The sequence below is a fragment of the Pseudomonas sp. P4795 genome (assembly GCF_048822895.1).
In the GTDB taxonomy this organism is placed as follows: domain Bacteria; phylum Pseudomonadota; class Gammaproteobacteria; order Pseudomonadales; family Pseudomonadaceae; genus Aquipseudomonas.
This window is the reverse complement of the sequence record NZ_JBMFBT010000001.1, coordinates 178855-195014: the sequence shown is the minus strand read 5'-3', so window position 1 is coordinate 195014 and position 16160 is coordinate 178855. Positions and strand designations below refer to the sequence as shown.

Sequence of the window (16160 nt, the reverse complement as noted above, 5' to 3'; positions counted from 1 at the left end):
TACAGGTGCAGGGGGAGCTGATCAATCGCGGTAAAACACCTGCACCAGGTGGTAACCGAATTTGCTTTTGATCGGCCCATGCACGGTGCGCAGCGGCTTTTTGAAGATCACTGCATCGATCGCGCCGACCATCTGCCCCGGTCGCACTTCACCCAGATCGCCGCCGCGTTTGCCGGACGGGCAGGTCGAGAATTTCTTGGCCAGCACATCAAAGGCTTCGCCCTTGGCGATGCGTTGTTTGAGCTGTTCGGCCTCTTCGGCGGTTTTCACCAGAATGTGGCGGGCTTGGGCTTTCATCGTGCAATACCTGTAGCGGGGTGACGGCGGGGCGCGGATTATGCCTCAAGTCACGGTGTCTGGTTGAGCATCGTGCGGATCTTGCCCGCCAATAGCTCGATGGCAAACGGCTTGGCAACCATGTCCATGCCGTCCTCGAGAAAGCCCTGACGCTCCGCGGCTTTGTGCGCATAACCGGTCATGAACAACACCTTGAGGCCCGGTCGATGCTGACGGGCGATCTCCGCCAGTTGCCTGCCGTTCATGCCCGGCAGCCCGACATCGGTCACCAGCAGATCCACGCGCACCTCGGATTCGAGCAGCGGCAACGCGCTTTTTGCGTCTTCGGCTTCGTGTGCGCTGTAGCCAAGTTCCTTGAGCAAATCGAGCACCAGCATGCGCACGGCCGGGTCGTCCTCGACTACCAGGACCGTTTCGCCGCTGGCGATGGCAGGCGATTCACTCAGCGTTTCCAGCGCGGGCTGTTCCGGTTCCGATGTGCGCAAACGCGGCAAGTACAGACGCACGCAAGTGCCCTTGCCGGGCAAGCTGTCGAGGCTGACGTGCCCACCGGACTGCTGGGCGAAACCATAAATCATCGACAATCCCAGACCCGTACCCTGGCCGATAGGCTTGGTGGTAAAGAACGGGTCAAAGGCTTTCGACAGTACCGACGGCGTCATGCCGCTGCCGTTATCGCTGACCGCGAGCATCAAGTAATCGCCAGCCTTGACCGGCTCCAGCGTGGTGATATCGCTGCCATCGAGGTAGACATTCGCCGTCTCGATCACCAGTTCACCGCCATCGGGCATTGCGTCGCGGGCGTTGATGACGAGGTTGAGCAGGGCGTTTTCCAGTTGGCTGACGTCGGTGCTCACAGGCCACAGGTTGTCGGTCAGCTTCAACGTGAGGGCGATCGGATCACCCTTTGTGCGGCGGATCAGGTCTTCGAGCGAAAGCACCAGCTCGTTGACGTCCAGCGTCTTGCGATCCAGCGATTGCCTACGCGAGAACGCCAGCAAACGGTGGGTCAGCGCCGCCGCGCGGTTGGCCGACGACACCGCCGCTTCAGTGAAACGGCCGATCTCGTCGGCGCGGCCGTTGGCAATGTAGCGCTGCATCAGATCGAGACTGCCGATGATCCCGGTGAGCATGTTGTTGAAGTCATGCGCGATGCCGCCGGTGAGCTGGCCGACCGCTTCCATTTTCTGCGCATGCCGCAACGCATCCTCGGCGCGCTCGCGTTCGACCATTTCGTTCTGCAAACGCTCGTTGGCCTGCGCCAGTTGCTCGGTACGCGCGCTGACGCGTTCTTCAAGGGTTTCATTGAGGTGACGCAGCGCTTCCTCGGTCTTCTTACGCTCGCTTTCATCGATCACGAAAATGTAGAAACCATTCACCGAGCCGTCCGGACCGTGGCGCGGCAGGTAATTCATGAGTGCATGACGCTGGCTGCCATCGCGGTGAGGGGTGTACAGACTGAACGAACAGGGCCGCCCGGCCAATGCTTCGGCAATGTACGGTGCTCGCAGAAAGTAGGCTTCATCGCCGAGCACGTCGCGAATGGTGCGGCCGTAGAGTTCCTGCGGCGTGAGGCCGTACCAGTCGAGGTAAGCGGCGTTGTTCAAGCGAAAGCGCTCTTCGTGGTCGACGTAGCTGATCAGAATCGGCATGGCGTTGATGATCAACTGCAACTCGGTCTGGCTTTGGCGCAGCGCCTGTTCAGTGTGTTTGCGCTCGGTCAGATCCAGCGCCGCACCGAGAAAGCGCGTCGGCCGCCCGTGGTGATCCTTGTAGCAACGACCGCGAGCAAATACCCAGCGCAACTCGCCGTCGGCGCGTAGCAGGCGATATTCCTCGGCGTATTCGGTGCCGTGGGTGATGCAGTGTTTGATGCTACGCGCAATCAGTGCGCGGTCTTCGGGGTGCACGCCTTGCAGGTATTCGCTGATCGGCAATTGCTCGGCCAGCGCCGGATCGACACCGTGCAATTGCGCAAAATGCGCGTCGGCAATAAAACGATCTTCGCCGATGTCCCAATCCCAGGTCCCAACTGCATCAGTTGCGGCCAACGCCAGTTGCAGGCGTTCTTCGGTTTCGCGCTGGGCCTTGAGGCTGTCGTCGGAGCGCTGCTGGAGTTCGAGGGCGATGCGTCGGCGTTCGTTGGTTTCGATGGCCGTGACCAGAATCCCGGCGACTTGCGCACGTTCATCGCGGATCGGGCTGTAGGTCAGGTCGAGCCAGAAGTCGGATTCCTGGCCATCGCGTTGCAAGGTAAAGCGCCGTTCGCTGTAGGTGCGCACTTCGCCTTGTAGGACGCCGCTGTAGATCGGGTCAGTAAAGTCTCGAAGTTCTGGCCATATAAGGTTCGCCGGTTGTCCGAAAGCGTACGGATGCTTGCTGCCGGCGAGCAGGGCGAAGCCATTGTTGTAGATCTGTGTCAGCTCCGGCCCCCACAACAACAGCATCGGCATTGGCGAGTGCAGCACGATGTCCACCGCAGTGCGCAGGCTCTGCGGCCAGGTTCCGGCAGCGCCCAGTGGCGTGCGGCTCCAGTCGGTTCGGGCAATCAGTGCCTGGGCGTCGTTGCTGGTGGGTACAGCGTTCATCTAAAAGTCCTGAGCGTCGGTCGGTGAGGCGGCGTCTACTATCCTAGTTCGGTAGACGCTGTTTGGCCCGCTGCGTCACGGCGCGGGTTGTCCCTGATCATTGAAAGCTTCGCAGGTGTTGTTGCCATGGAAATCGATGCACTGCTCAAACAACTGGCGAGCCGTCACGGTTCGGACCTGTTCCTGTCCACCGGCGCGCCGCCCAGTGCGCGATTCGACGGGGTGCTGGCGCCGTTGAGCGAACAACCCTTCAAACCCGGCGAGGTCGCAACCATCGGCACCTCCCTGATGGACGCCGAGCAACGCCGGGAGTTCGACCGGGATCTGGAAATGAACCTGGCGATCTCGCGCGCAGGCATCGGCCGCTTTCGGGTCAATATCTTCAAGCAACGCAACGATGTGTCAATCGTGATCCGCAACGTCAAGCTCGACATTCCGCGTTTTGAAGACCTCAAACTGCCGCCGGTGTTGCTCGAAACGGTAATGCTCAAGCAAGGGTTGATCCTGTTTGTCGGCGCCACCGATTCGGGTAAATCCACTTCACTGGCGGCGCTGATCGATCATCGCAATCGGCACAGCAGCGGGCACATCATCACCATCGAAGATCCGGTGGAATATATCCATCGGCACAAGAAATCGATCATCAACCAGCGCGAAGTCGGCGTCGATACGCGCAGCTTTCACGCAGCGCTGAAAAACACCTTGCGTCAGGCGCCGGACGTGGTGCTGATCGGCGAAATCCGCGACCGCGAAACCATGGAACATGCGTTGTCGTTTGCCGAGACCGGGCATCTGGTGCTATCGACGTTGCACGCCAACAACGCCAATCAGGCGCTGGACCGGATCATTAATTTCTTCCCTGAAGAGCGCCGGCCGCAGCTGCTGCATGCGTTGGGCAATCATCTGAAAGCGTTCGTGTCCCAACGCCTGGTACGCACGATTGATGGTCAAAGGCGCGCCGCGGTGGAGGTAATGCTGGGCACGCCGACCATAGGCGATTTGATCCGGCGCAATGAGTTACATGGGCTTAAGGACATCATGGAAAAGTCCGCTGAGTCGGGCATGCAGACGTTTGATGCGGCGTTGTTCGCGCTGGTGGTCGAAGGGGTGATAGCTGAAGAGGAGGCTCTGAAACACGCCGATTCGGTGAATAACCTGCGGCTGAGATTGAAGTTGCATGCGGATGCGGCCCCGGCCCCACCGCGATCAACGTCGACCGGGGAGTGGGGTTTGATGGATTGAAGATCAAAAGCTCGTCCGAACGCGGCCCGAGCCTTCGGCAGCTCCTACACAATCCCTGTAGGAGCTGCCGCAGGCTGCGATCTTTTGACTTTAAGTGCGCAACTCCGGTCGATCGCGAAACTGCTCCAGCGCTTCGGGATTGGCCAGCGCATCGGTGTTCTTCACCGGTTCACCGTGCACCACATTACGCACCGCCAGTTCCACGACCTTGCCGCTGATGGTGCGCGGAATATCAGTCACCGCAACGATTTTCGCCGGCACATGCCGCGGCGTGGTGTTGGCGCGGATCACCTGGCGAATCTGCTGCTGCAACGCCTCGTCCAGCACCACGCCATCCTTGAGGCGCACGAACAACACCACGCGCACGTCGTCCTGCCACTGTTGGCCGATGGCCACGCTGTCGAGCACTTCAGCGACTTTTTCCACCTGCCGGTAGATTTCCGCGGTGCCGATTCTCACGCCACCGGGGTTGAGCACTGCGTCCGAGCGTCCGTGAATGAGCATCCCGCCATGCGCCAGCTCCTCGGCGTAATCGCCCTGAGCCCAAACTCCGGGGAACTGGCTGAAATAGGATTTGCGCAGCTTCTCGCCGTCCGGGTCATTCCACAGGCCAACCGGCATCGCCGGGAAATGCCGGGTGCAGACCAGTTCGCCTTTTTCGCCAATTACCGCATGGCCGGCGGCGTTCCATACCGCGACCGCCATGCCCAGGCTCTTGCCGATGTTCTCGCCCCGGCGTACCGGCGACAGCGGATTGCCGTTGACGAAGCAGGAAACAATGTCGGTACCGCCGGACATCGAGGCCAGGCACACGTCCGGTTTGAAGTCGCGATAGACGAAATCGTAGCTTTGCGGTGATAGCGCGGAGCCGGTGCACAGCAGAGTTTTCAGGCTGCTCAAGTCATGGCTTTCGCGCGGCTTGAGGCCGCTGCTTTCCAGCGTCGCGAGATACTTGGGACTGGTGCCGAACACACTGACCCGCTCATCCTCAAGCAACTCCAGCAGGCGCGTATTATCCGGATGAAACGGCGAGCCGTCATACAACAGCACCGCGCTGCCGACCGCCAGCGCCGAGACCAGCCAGTTCCACATCATCCAGCCGCAAGTGGTGTAGTAGAACAAGCGATCGCCGGGGCCGAGATCGACGTGCAGCCCATGTTCCTTGACGTGTTGCAGCAACACACCGCCGGTGCTGTGCACGATGCATTTCGGCACACCGGTGGTGCCGCTGGAATACAGCACGTACAGCGGATGAGCGAAGGGCACCGCGACGAAATGCGGCTCGCCGCCGGGTTGATAGAAATCATCCCAAAGCGTGACGTTGGCCTGCGTGCGGTAATCCTCGATGTGCGCCTGCGTTCGCGCGTAAGGCACGATGATCAATTGCTCAAGTGACGGCAGCTGTTCGAGGATTTCGTTGAGCTTTTGGGTTTGATCGATTTGCTTGCCGGCGTAGCGATAACCGGCACAGGTGATCAGCACTTTTGGTTCGATCTGGCCGAAGCGATCAATCACGCCGTGGGTGCCGAAGTCGGGTGAAGAACACGACCAGATTGCGCCAAGGCTGGTGGTCGCGAGCATCGCCACCAAGGTCTGCCAGGTGTTGGGCATGCACGCCGCCACGCGGTCGCCAATGCCGATTCCCGCTGCTTGCAGGCTGGCTTGAAAGCCTGCGACTTGTTCGGCCAGTTCGGCCCAGGTCAATTGTTCGCGCTGACCGTTTTCCGCCACCGCAATCACAGCCACGGCATCATCGCGGCGACGCAAAAGGTGTTCGGCAAAATTCAGCGTGGCACCGGGAAACCATTCGGCGCTGGGCATTTGCGCACCTTCGCGCAGGACCGCATCCGGACGCGTGTGGAAGCGGACATCGAAGAAATCGACGATTGCCTGCCAGAACGCTTCACGCTGGTCGATCGACCATTGGTGCAGGGCAGGGTAGTCGTGCAGATCCAGCTCATGGCGCTGATTAACCCAGCGTCGGAACATGTCCATGCGGGAGTTGGCGATACGCGTTGCGTCGGGTTGCCAGAGAATGTCGGACATGGTTTGCCTCTTGTTTTATCTTCAGATCCCACATAAAACCTGTGGGAGCGTGGCTTGCCCGCGATGAACGATAACGCGGTCTACCAGTTGCTCACTGCGCGAGCCAGCCACCATCAATATTCCACGCCGCACCGCGCACCTGACTGCCCGCCTCGCTGCACAAAAACAGCACCAGTTCCCCCAGATGCGCCGGTGTAACGAACTCCAGCGACGGCTGTTTTTCCGCGAGCAAATCGTGCTGTGCCTGCTGCGGCTCGACGCCCGTGGCAATCCGGTCATCGATCTGCTTCTGCACCAGTGGCGTCAGCACCCAGCCGGGGCAGATCGCGTTGCAGGTGACGTTGCTGGTAGCGGTTTCCAGGCCGACAACCTTGGTCAAACCGATCACCCCGTGTTTGGCCGCCACATACGCAGCTTTGCCGGTCGAACCGACCTGGCCATGCACCGAAGCGATGTTGACGATCCGCCCCCAGCCCTTGCTGCGCATGCCGGGCAAGCTCAGACGCGTGCTGTGAAATACCGAGGACAGGTTGATCGCAATGATCGAATCCCAACGCTCCACCGGAAATTCTTCAACCGCTGCCACATGCTGAATACCGGCGTTGTTCACCAGAATGTCGACGCCGCCGAACTCGCGCTCGGCGTAGGCGATCATCTCGGCAATCTGCGCCGGGTCGCTGACGTCGGCCGGGTGATGCCCGACCTTGCCGCCAAATTGCTCGACTTCGGCAATCACTTTGGACGCATCGCCAAAACCGTTGAGGATCAGATTGGCGCCAGCCTTGGCCAGCGTCAGGGCGATGCCCAGCCCGATGCCGCTGGTGGAACCGGTAACCAGCGCGGTCTTGCCTGAAAGAGTCGTCATCAATACCTCACACAATGCCAGTGGCGTAGAAAGTGCCGATCACCACGAAAACCGCCAGGGTCTTGATCAGCGTAATACAGAAAATGTCTTTGTAGGCTTCACGGTGGGTCAGGCCGGTGACTGCGAGCAAGGTGATTACCGCGCCGTTGTGCGGCAGGGTGTCCATGCCGCCGCTGGCCATCGCGGCCACTCGGTGCAGCACTTCCAGCGGAATATTCGCGGCGTGGGCGGCGCTGATGAATTGTTCGGACATTGCCGCCAGGGCGATGCTCATGCCGCCGGAAGCGGAACCGGTGATACCCGCCAACAAGGTCACGGTGATCGCTTCGTTGACCAGCGGATCGGGGATGCCCTTGAGCCAGTCGGCCAACACCAGAAACCCTGGTAGCGATGCGATAACCGCGCCGAAACCGTATTCCGATGCAGTATTCATCGCCGCCAGCAGCGCACCGCTGACCGCGCTTTTACTGCCCTCGGCGAGTTTGCTTTTGATCGCATTAAAGCCAAATGCCAACACCATCAAAATGCCGATCAGCAGGGCTGCCTGCACCGCCCAGATCGCCGTCAGTTTGGCGATTTCGGTGGTGACCGGCGTGGCCATGCCCGGCAGCGCCAGGCTGTGGGTCTTGCCGTACCACTGCGGAATCCAGTGGGTGAACAGCAAGTTCATGATGCCCACCGCCAACAGCGGCGACAGTGCCAGCCATGGGTTCGGCAGCTTCAGGTCTTCAGCGGTTTCCGGCTCGTTGCGCAGTTCAGTGCCATAGCCTTCGCCGGCGCGTTGCGCCTTGTTGCGCTGACGTTGCAGAAACAGCATGCCGGCGCAGAACACGAAGATCGTGCCGATCACCCCCAGCCACGGCGCTGCCCACGCAGTGGTGTTGAAGAAGGTGCTGGGGATGATGTTCTGGATTTGCGGGGTGCCGGGCAGGGCGTCCATGGTGAACGAGAACGCGCCGAGGGCGATGGTCGCCGGGATCAGGCGCTTGGGGATATTGCTCTGGCGGAACATTTCTGCGGCGAACGGATACACCGCAAACACCACCACAAACAGGGACACGCCGCCATAAGTGAGCACGGCGCAGACCAGCACGATCACCAGCATCGCCTGACGCGTGCCGAGCAGACGAATTGCCGCCGCAACAATCGAACGCGAGAAGCCCGATAGCTCGATCAACTTGCCGAACACGGCGCCAAGCAGGAATACCGGGAAATACAGTTTGATGAAGCCGACCATTTTCTCCATGAACACCCCGGTGAATGCAGGGGCGACGGCGGAGGGGTCCGTTAGCAGGACGGCGCCGAGGGCGGCGATCGGGGCAAAAAGGATAACGCTGTAGCCACGGTAGGCCGCGAGCATCAGCAGCGCGAGGGCTGCCAAGGCAATGATCACACTCATGGTGTGTCTCCTGGGATTGTTATTTTTGTGGGTGATGCTTTGTAGGAAGGGACTATTGCGAGATGTGTGCCAACAGTTAAGTGATTGAAATATATGAATATATTTCAATGCGAGGTAATAAATTCGATTTTCTGTCTCAATCTAGAGATTGTTGATTATGGTCTATCGCCATCGCGAGCAGGCTAGCTCCCACAGTAGAAACGCGTTCTCCCTGTGGGAGCAAGCCTGCTAGCGATGATCGCGAAGCGATCCCGGGGGTCTATCTCAATATGGAGATCTAGTCTCTTTATCGAGATTCGGCAATTCCAAGTGCGACCATTTTCTTGTACAACGTCGATCGTCCAAGCCCCAATCGCTCGGCCGCTTCAACGACTTTGCCCCCGCATTGCGCGAGGGTCGCCTCAATCAATTGCCGGTCAAACCGCTCGCGCGCCTGACTGAAGGTTTCGCCTGACAGCGCTTCGGCGGACGCCGTTGACGTCCGCTCAACCGGAGTAAACGTACCAATCGCCGCGCGAATGTCATGCACCGTCAACAGCAAGTCATCACTCAACAGCGCCGCCCGCTCCAGCACGTTGCGTAACTCGCGGATATTCCCCGGCCATGCGTGCTGCCCCAGCAACTCCAGCGCCTCACGATGCAGCTCATGCTGGCTGCGCAGCTCTTCAAGAATCGCTTCACTCAGTGCTGGCAGGTCATCGAGACGCTCGCGCAACGGCGGAACCTTGATCGGCAACACGTTGAGGCGGTAGCACAAATCCGCACGAAACTCGCCACGCTTGATCGCCGCTTCCAGATCCGTCGAGGTCGCGGCAATCACCCGCACATCACTCTGAATCACGTCGTTGGAGCCGACCGGTTCGAATTCCTTTTCCTGCAACACGCGCAGCAGTTTGCTCTGCAGCGGCAGCGGCATGTCGCCGATCTCATCAAGAAACAACGTGCCGCCCTGAGCAATCTGCAATTTGCCGGTTCGACCCTTACGGTCAGCGCCGGTAAAGGCCCCCAGCGCGGTGCCGAAAAACTCTGACTCGAGCAGCGCCTCCGGAATGGCTGCGGAGTTAATGCTGACGAAGGCTTTGTGCGCCCGTGGTGACGCGCTGTGGATCGCCTGCGCCAGCAGCTCTTTGCCGGTGCCGGTCTCGCCGAGCAGCAAGACCGGCGACTCGGCGCTGGCACTGCGCCGGGCGCGGCGTTTGACTTCGAGGCTGGCGGCGCTGGTGCCGATGAAATGGGCGAAGTTGTATTTGGTCTGCCGGGCGCGCAGCAGCGAGCGGGTCGAAGCCAGCTCTTCCTGCATGCTCAGGTAGCGCTTGAGCATCGGCGACAGCGTGCGCAATTCGTCGAACAGGGCGAAACCGATGGCGCCGATTACTGAGCCAGCGTCGTCGTGGATCGGCAGGCGCATCACCACCAGCGGCTCTTTGGGGGTGTCTTGCATGTCCAGCAAAATCGGCCGGCCAGTGCGCACCACTTCGCGCAGCAGACTGCCGGGGATCACGCCTTCACAAGGCTTGCCGATGGCGCCCTCGGCAGATTCGAGGCCGAAGCGCCGCGCATAACGCTCGTTCATCCAGACGATGTTCGCGTCACGGTCGACAATCACCGTGCCTTCGCTGGACTGCTCGATGATCTCGAACAGCGAACGGATCGCCAAGGTGCGGACGCGTTGGTAATCCTTGAGGCTTTCGGTGTTGTTCATCTGACTGAACCCGGATGCGCCGCCGCCAACAGCTCTTTGGTATACGGATGCTGCGGCGAGTCGAACACATCATGGCTCGCCCCGCGCTCGACCACTTTGCCGTCCTTGATCACGATCATATCGTGGGCCAAGGCACGCACCACGGCGAGGTCGTGGCTGATGAACAGATAGGTCAAACCGTGTTTTTCCTGCAGATCGCGGAGCAGGGCGACCACTTGTTTTTGTACCGTGCGATCGAGCGCCGAGGTCGGTTCGTCGAGCAGGATCAGCGCCGGTTTCAACACCAATGCGCGGGCGATAGCGATGCGCTGGCGCTGGCCGCCGGAGAATTCATGGGGATAGCGGTGACGGCTGTCGGGGTCGAGGCCGACCTCCTTGAGCACGCGAATCACCTGTGCGTCGCACTCATCAGCGGTGGACTGGCAATGCACCTCCAGCCCTTCGCTGATGATCTGCGCCACCGACATGCGCGGGCTGAGGCTGCCGAACGGGTCCTGAAACACCACCTGCATCTGTCGGCGCCACGGACGCATCTGCTTCTGATTGAGGCGGTCGAGGGATTCGCCCTGGAAACGAATGCTGCCTTCTGAGTCGAGCAACCGCAGGATTGCCTGGCCCAGTGTCGACTTGCCTGAACCGGACTCGCCAACGATGCCCAAGGTCTTGCCACGCTGGATGTTCAGGCTGATGCCGTCAACTGCGCGCAGGTATTGCTTGCGCTGAAACAAACCACCGCCGACGGTGAAGTCAACCCGCAGGTTTTCCACTTCCAGGACGTTTTCCCGCTCGGCCCGGGTCAGCGCTTCGCCTTCCGGCTCAGCGTTGAGCAGCACGCAGCTGTAAGGGTGTTTCGGCTCGGTGAACAGCGTTTCGCAGGGCGCCTGCTCGACAATTTCGCCGGCTTTCATCACGCACACCCGTTGCGCGATGCTGCGCACCAGGTTCAGATCGTGGCTGATCAGCAGCAACGACATGCCGAGCCGCTGTTGCAGGGACTTGAGCAGCAGCAGGATCTTGCGCTGCACGGTGACGTCGAGCGCGGTGGTCGGCTCGTCGGCGATCAGCAGTTCCGGCTCGCAGGCCAGAGCCATGGCGATCATCACGCGCTGGCGCTGGCCGCCGGAGAGTTGATGCGGATAAGCCTTGAGCCGCTCTTGCGGTTTTTGGATGCCCACCAGCTCGAGCAATTCGAGGATGCGTTTTTGTGCCTGTTTGCCGCCCAACCCCCTGTGCAGCAGCAGGGTTTCGCCGATCTGTTTTTCGATGCTGTGCAACGGGTTGAGCGAGGTCATTGGCTCCTGAAAGATCATGGCGATGCGATTGCCGCGCAGCTCGCGCAAGATCTTCGGGTCGGTGCCGACCAGCTCCTGCCCGCGATAGCGAATGCTGCCGGTGGTTTGCGCTTCGCCCTCGGGCAGCAATTGCAGGATCGAATGCGCGGTCACTGATTTGCCAGAGCCGGATTCGCCGACCAGTGCCAGACATTCGCCGGGCCGGATGTTGAGGCACAGATTGCGCACCACAGCCTGGCCATGGAAGGCGACGTTGAGGTCACGGATTTCGATCAGGTTGTCAGTCATTTGTGCCTGCGCCTCAGGATCGCGGATCGAAGGCATCACGCAACGCCTCGCCGATGAAAACCAGTAAAGAGAGAATCAACGCCAAGGTGAAGAACGCGGTGAGCCCGAGCCACGGCGCTTGCAGGTTCTGCTTGCCCTGACCGATCAATTCGCCCAGCGAAGCGCTGCCGGCCGGCATGCCGAAACCGAGGAAGTCCAGCGCCGTGAGGGTGGAAATTGCCCCGGTCAGAATGAACGGCAGATAGCTCAGGGTCGCATTCATCGCGTTCGGCAGAATGTGCCGGAAGATCACCTTGCGGTCGGTCAGACCCAATGCCCGCGCTGCTTTGACGTATTCGAGATTGCGCCCGCGCAGGAACTCGGCACGCACCACGTCCACCAGCGCGAGCCAGGAAAACAGCGCCATGATCCCCAGTAGCCACCAGAAATTCGGCTCGACAAAACCGGAGAGAATGATCAGCAGATACAGCACCGGCAACCCTGACCAGACTTCCAGCAAACGCTGACCGATCAGATCGACCCAGCCGCCGTAATACCCCTGCAACGCACCGGCGGCAATGCCGATCAGCGCACTGACCAAGGTCAGCATCAGCGCAAACAGAATTGACACCCGCGCACCGAAAATCACCCGCGCCAGCACATCTCGTGCCTGGTCGTCGGTTCCCAGCCAGTTGACGGCCGACGGCGGACTCGGCGCCGGTTTGTTCAGTTCGTAGTTCGGCGTGTCATCACTGAACGGGATTGGCGGAAACAGCAGCCAGCCACCGTCCTTGCGAATCAGGTTCTGCACGTAATCGCTGCGGTAGTCGGCCTGAAACGGCAGTTGTCCGCCAAACTCCTGCTCAGTGTGGCGCTTGAATACCGGGAAGTACCAGTCGCCCTGATAGCTGACGATCAACGGTTTATCGTTGGCGATCAACTCACCACCGAGACTTAGCAGAAACAGGCCGATAAACAGCCACAGCGACCACCAGCCCCGGCGGTTTTTCTTGAAACGTTCGAAACGGCGGCGACCCAACGGCGAGAGCTTGAACATCAGGCGTTCCTCGCGGCAAAGTCGATGCGCGGGTCAACCAGCGTGTAGCACAGGTCGCCGATGAGTTTTATCAGCAGGCCGAACAGCGTGAAGATGAACAGCGAGCCGAACACCACCGGATAGTCGCGCGATACGGCCGCTTCGTAACTCATGCGTCCGAGGCCGTCGAGGGAGAAGATCACCTCGATCAGCAACGAACCGGCGAAGAACACGCTGATGAATGCCTGAGGAATTCCCGAAACCACCAACAGCATGGCGTTGCGGAACACATGGCCGTACAGCACCCGGCGTTCGCTCAGGCCTTTGGCGCGGGCGGTGACCACGTACTGACGGGTGATTTCATTGAGGAACGAGTTCTTGGTGAGGATGGTCAGCGTCGCAAAACCGCCGATCACCAACGCCGTCACCGGTAGCACTAAGTGCCAGAAATAGTCAGTGATTTTGCCGAGGGTCGATAGCGATTCGAAGTTGTCTGAAACCAGTCCGCGTACCGGAAACCAGTTCAGTGAAGTGCCACCGGCGAAGACCACGATCAGGAACATCGCAAACAGAAACGCGGGCATCGCGTAGCCGATGATGATCGCGGTGCTGCTCCAGATGTCGAAGTGACTGCCGTGATGCACGGCTTTGCGGATGCCCAGCGGGATCGATACCAGATAAGTAATCAGCGTCGCCCACAATCCAAGGGAAATGGTCACGGGCATTTTTTCAAGGATCAGATCAGTGACCGTGGCGCCGCGAAAGAAACTCTTGCCGAAATCCAGTTGCGCGTAATTCTTGAGCATCAGCCACAGGCGCTCATGCGCCGGTTTGTCGAAGCCGTACTGTTTTTCGATGTCTTTGATCAGTTGCGGGTCGAGGCCACGGCTGGCGCGCGAGGTGCCGCTCATGGTCTCACTGGAACCGCCGCCGACATTGCTGCCGCCGATACCCTGCAAGTGCGCAATGGCTTGCTCCACCGGACCGCCCGGTGCGGCCTGAATGATCACGAAATTGACCAGCAGAATGATCACCAGCGTCGGAATGATCAGCAGCAGACGTCGCAGTATATAAGCCCACATCAGCGCGGCCCTCCGGGTCTGCCACGGCTGATTTTCTCGGCCGTCATCTGTTGATTGGTCAGCGGCGTGCGGCTGATCTCCCACCAGCTCTCGATGGCCTCGTCATTGCTCGCCTGAACAGTCGGGATGCCAAAGCGGTTCCACCACACCGTCGAGGTGCCCGGCGGGTAATAGTTGGGGATCCAGTAGTAGTTCCATTGCAGCACGCGATCCAGCGCGTGGGCGTAGCGCAGCATGTCGGGCTGGGTCGAGGCGCGGATCAGGCCGTTGATCAAGGTGTCGACAGCGGGGTTCTTCAGCACCATGTAGTTGTTGGCGCCGGGATCGTTGGCCGAGGCTGAACCGAAATAGTTGAGCAACTCGCCACCCGGGGAAGTGGTGACGGGGTAGCCGGTGACGATCATGTCGTAGTCACGGCTCATCAAACGGTTGACGTATTGCGAGGAATCGATGCGGCGGATATTGAGGTCAATGCCGATCTGCTTCAGTGTGCGCTTGTACGGCAAGAGCAAGCGATCCATGCCGTTCTGGCTGACGAGGAAGGTGAAACTCAGCGGCTCGCCCTGCGCATTGACCAGTTGATCGCCATTCGGCTTCCATCCGGCCTGTTCCAGCAGCTCAAGCGCTTGCAACTGCTTGTCGCGAATCACCCCGCTGCCGTCGGTCTTCGGTGCTTCGAAGACTTTATTGAATACCTCATCGGGTATTTGCCCGCGCAGGGGTTCGAGAATTTTCAGTTCGGCAGCGTCCGGCAGTTGCCGAGCGGCGAGGTCGCTGTTGGAAAAATAGCTCTGCTGGCGAATGTACAGATTGCGCATCATCTGCCGGTTGCTCCACTCGAAGTCCCAGAGCATGGCCAGCGCCTGACGCACGCGCCGATCGGCGAACAGCGGTTTTTGCAGGTTAAACACGAAACCTTGCGCCGATTGCGGCGCCTCGGTGGCCAGATGGGCTTTTTGCAGACGCCCGTCACTCAACGCCGGGCTGTCGTAACCGATGGAGTAGCCGGTGGCGGAGAATTCGCGGTTGTAGTCGTAAGCGCCGCCGCGCAATACCTGACGGGCAACGTCGGTGTCGCCGAAGTACTCAATGCTGAAGTGATCGAAATTGTACAAACCACGGCTGACCGGTAGATCCTTGCCCCACCAGTCGGCGTTGCGTTCGAAGGTGATGCTGCGTCCGGAGTCGACCTTGCCGACGCGATACGGGCCGCTGCCCAACGGTGGTTCATAGCCGCCACCGCCGGCAAAATCCCGGGTTTTCCACCAGTGTTCGGGAAACACCGGCAGAGTCGCGATGTCCAGCGGCAGGGTACGGTTCTCGTTGCTCTTGAAATCGAAACGCACGGTCAGTGGCGCTTCGACTTCGACGCCTTTGACGTCGGCAAACTGGGTGCGGTAGCGCAGGCTGCCCTGGGTCATCAACAAATCGTAGGTGTAGCGCACATCCTCGGCGGTGATCGGTTTGCCATCGGCGAAGCGCGCCTTGGGATTGATGAAGAAGCGCAGCGACAGACCATCCTCGGAGCGCTCCATCTTCTGCGCGACCAGGCCGTAGACCGTATACGGCTCGTCCTGTGAACGCTGGGCCAGCGGCGAATACAGCATGCCGTCGATCTGGGATACGCCGATACCTTTGTCTATATAAGGCAGCAGGTGATCGAAATGGCCGATCTCGACGGCCGAGCGGCGCATGGTGCCACCCTTGGGTGCCTGCGCGTTGGTGTAATCGAAGTGGCTGAAGCCGGCTGGATACTTCGCCGGTTCGCCATAAACGGTCAATGCATGTTGCGGTGCAGCGTCCACACCGGCGGCGCCAAACAGCAGGGCCACGGCAGTGAACATCAATGAGGGGAAAGCCAGTCGCATTGTCAGCCTTAGCGCCGGGTGATCGATAAGCGCAATTTGTACGCGAGCAACGCGGTGCCCGCCAGCCGTATCGTGTTACCAAAACACAACGGCCCACCAATAGGCGGGCCGTTTTCAAGCGAGTCGGACGACGGATCAGTCCTGACGGCTGGTCACTTCCAGCAGGTGATAACCGAACTGGGTTTTCACCGGGCCTTGCACGACATTGATCGGCGCGCTGAATACCACGGTGTCGAATTCCTTGACCATCTGGCCAGGACCGAACGAACCGAGATCGCCACCCTGACGGCTGGACGGGCAGGTGGAGTTGGCCTTGGCGACGTCGGCGAAATCAGCGCCGCCTTCGATCTGGGCCTTGAGTTCGTTGCACTTGTCTTCGCTGGCAACGAGGATGTGGCGGGCAGTGGCTTTAGCCATGGGGAAACTCTCCAATCAAGATTCAGTAAAGGGTGGAGCCTACCGGATTCAGTGGCCGA

At 60.1% G+C, this 16160-nt stretch carries 12 protein-coding genes; 1 reads left to right on the top strand and 11 read right to left on the bottom strand.

What is annotated here, in order from left to right; genetic code table 11:
• Positions 1–21: 21 nt before the first annotated feature.
• Together ACOI8A_RS00845 and ACOI8A_RS00840 are read right to left on the bottom strand one after the other, a co-directional pair.
• Positions 22–297, bottom strand: a complete 276-nt coding sequence (locus tag ACOI8A_RS00845) for a peptidylprolyl isomerase (protein WP_007912322.1) — start codon at positions 295–297, stop codon at positions 22–24.
• Positions 298–347: 50 nt separating this feature from the next.
• The gene (locus tag ACOI8A_RS00840; protein ID WP_420649133.1) at positions 348–2885 is read right to left on the bottom strand and encodes a PAS domain S-box protein; all 2538 of its coding nucleotides are present in this window, start codon (positions 2883–2885) and stop codon (positions 348–350) included.
• Between the two features lie 126 nt (positions 2886–3011).
• On the opposite strand from ACOI8A_RS00840, the gene ACOI8A_RS00835 reads away from it, so the two are divergent.
• A complete protein-coding gene (locus tag ACOI8A_RS00835; protein ID WP_420649132.1) occupies positions 3012–4127 on the top strand; it encodes a PilT/PilU family type 4a pilus ATPase in 1116 nt (371 codons plus the stop codon).
• Positions 4128–4217: 90 nt separating this feature from the next.
• On the opposite strand, the gene ACOI8A_RS00830 is transcribed toward ACOI8A_RS00835, so the two are convergent.
• The 9 genes from ACOI8A_RS00830 to ACOI8A_RS00790 all read right to left on the bottom strand — a co-directional run bounded on the left by ACOI8A_RS00830 (position 4218) and on the right by ACOI8A_RS00790 (position 16101).
• Positions 4218–6173: an acetoacetate--CoA ligase gene (locus ACOI8A_RS00830; protein ID WP_420649131.1), complete on the bottom strand. Its 1956-nt coding sequence runs from the start codon at positions 6171–6173 to the stop codon at positions 4218–4220.
• A gap of 91 nt (positions 6174–6264) precedes the next feature.
• A complete protein-coding gene (gene hbdH, locus ACOI8A_RS00825) occupies positions 6265–7038 on the bottom strand; it encodes a 3-hydroxybutyrate dehydrogenase (protein WP_420649130.1) in 774 nt (257 codons plus the stop codon).
• Positions 7039–7045: 7 nt separating this feature from the next.
• On the bottom strand, positions 7046–8437 hold the full coding sequence (locus tag ACOI8A_RS00820) for a GntP family permease (protein WP_420649129.1): 1392 nt from the start codon (positions 8435–8437) through the stop codon (positions 7046–7048).
• 286 nt (positions 8438–8723) lie between these two features.
• The gene (locus ACOI8A_RS00815) at positions 8724–10139 is read right to left on the bottom strand and encodes a sigma-54 interaction domain-containing protein (protein WP_420649128.1); all 1416 of its coding nucleotides are present in this window, start codon (positions 10137–10139) and stop codon (positions 8724–8726) included.
• Positions 10136–11719: an ABC transporter ATP-binding protein gene (locus ACOI8A_RS00810; RefSeq protein WP_420649214.1), complete on the bottom strand. Its 1584-nt coding sequence runs from the start codon at positions 11717–11719 to the stop codon at positions 10136–10138. The genes ACOI8A_RS00815 and ACOI8A_RS00810 overlap by 4 nt, the downstream gene beginning before the upstream one ends.
• Positions 11720–11732: 13 nt before the next feature.
• Positions 11733–12755, bottom strand: coding sequence for an ABC transporter permease (locus tag ACOI8A_RS00805; protein WP_420649127.1), 1023 nt, complete (start codon positions 12753–12755; stop codon positions 11733–11735).
• Positions 12755–13816: a microcin C ABC transporter permease YejB gene (locus tag ACOI8A_RS00800; RefSeq protein ID WP_420649126.1), complete on the bottom strand. Its 1062-nt coding sequence runs from the start codon at positions 13814–13816 to the stop codon at positions 12755–12757. Before ACOI8A_RS00800 ends, ACOI8A_RS00805 begins: the two co-directional genes overlap by 1 nt.
• Positions 13816–15684: an extracellular solute-binding protein gene (locus tag ACOI8A_RS00795; protein WP_420649125.1), complete on the bottom strand. Its 1869-nt coding sequence runs from the start codon at positions 15682–15684 to the stop codon at positions 13816–13818. Before ACOI8A_RS00795 ends, ACOI8A_RS00800 begins: the two co-directional genes overlap by 1 nt.
• Before the next feature lie 135 nt (positions 15685–15819).
• Positions 15820–16101, bottom strand: a complete 282-nt coding sequence (locus ACOI8A_RS00790; RefSeq protein WP_095058119.1) for a peptidylprolyl isomerase — start codon at positions 16099–16101, stop codon at positions 15820–15822.
• Positions 16102–16160: the final 59 nt, after the last annotated feature.